Source organism: Sphingobium sp. (assembly GCF_003248505.1).
Taxonomy (GTDB): Bacteria; Pseudomonadota; Alphaproteobacteria; order Sphingomonadales; family Sphingomonadaceae; genus Sphingobium.
Window position 1 is genome coordinate 1 of the sequence record NZ_QFOA01000173.1, and the last position, 1,222, is coordinate 1,222.

Here is a 1,222-nt window from a genome sequence, read left to right on the forward strand (position 1 = left end):
CCCCCGCTCGGGCTACGCCCTCCCGGCGCTCGCCAACACCCGGATCAAGTGGCCTGGTTTTGCTCCGCCCAATGGACGACTTTTACGCCGCCGTTGACATCGAACTAGCTGCCCGCATCGTTGGAACGCGCAGCGCGTTCGATGGTGAACGCATTGACAAAATTTCGCGCGACCTGTCGCTCTATCTGCGGCAGGCCGGTCCCGACTATGCGAAGGATCGTGCCGCATCCGCGTGGCTTGACCATGATGCCTGGGGCCAGGATGACCGCCTATGGTGACGCTGTCTAGACGCGCAAGTGCCCGTCCCATCGATCCACGTCTGCGCTGGCTCGTCCTCGCTCCACACCCCGACGACGAGACTTTGGGCGCTGGCGCGATCATTGCGCAGGCAGCGGAAAAGGGGAGGCTGGCAGGTGTCGCCTATCTTACCAATGGAAGCGCCTCGCACGACCTTGGGCCTGATAGGCGTGCAGACCTCGTTGTCACGAGGAAGCGGGAAGCGAGCGCGGCCCTACGGCGTCTCACTGGTCGGCTGGCACCGCGGCCGATCCATCTCGATTGGAATGATGCCAGGCCGGAGAGATCGGGTTCGGCGCTCTTCGATAGCAGTCGCCGAAGACTGGGTGCTCTCATTGCGCGACGCGGAGTGACAGCGATTGCCGTGACCGCGTTGAACGAACCCCACTGCGATCACCGGGCGGCCGCCGAGCTAGCCTACCTGTGCGCATCGGATGCCGGCCACCATGTGTCGGTATTTGAGTATCTCGTCTGGTCGGAAAAACCATCAACGGGAATGGCATCCTACGTGACTGCTGAGATGCGGATCGGCGTGCGGCGTCAGGCCCTTGCAAAGCACCGTAGCCAGCTCACCGGACTGATGGGAGACGGCTTTCGCCTACCCCGCGAGCGCCTCTCTATGCCTTCGCGCGACATGCTCTTCCGGAGGCTGAAGCGGTGATGGGGCAGCAGAGAGAGACGATCGTCCCAGCTTATTTCGAGCGGATGTTCCAGAACGATCCTGATCCGTGGAACCTGGCGACCAGTCCGTATGAAGCTGAGAAGTTCAGGGCCACGATAGCAGCTCTGGGAGACTGCCACTTCCGCTCGGGTTTCGAGGTCGGATTGAACTGATGCGGTGGATGCCTCCCTTCATCGGGCATCGTATGATGCTCAATAGCGCCATGGCGGCGCATGAAGGAGGAGCATATGGCGAATGCACACA

Annotated in this window: 1 protein-coding gene and 1 pseudogene; both read left to right on the plus strand. The window is 61.9% G+C overall.

The window, feature by feature from the left end; genetic code table 11:
* Positions 1 to 278, plus strand: a pseudogene (locus tag DI606_RS20180) (hypothetical protein); the annotation flags it as partial.
* Positions 272 to 958, plus strand: coding sequence for a PIG-L family deacetylase (locus DI606_RS20185; RefSeq protein ID WP_293985809.1), 687 nt, complete (start codon positions 272 to 274; stop codon positions 956 to 958). The pseudogene DI606_RS20180 and the gene DI606_RS20185, both read left to right, overlap by 7 nt.
* Positions 959 to 1,222: the final 264 nt, after the last annotated feature.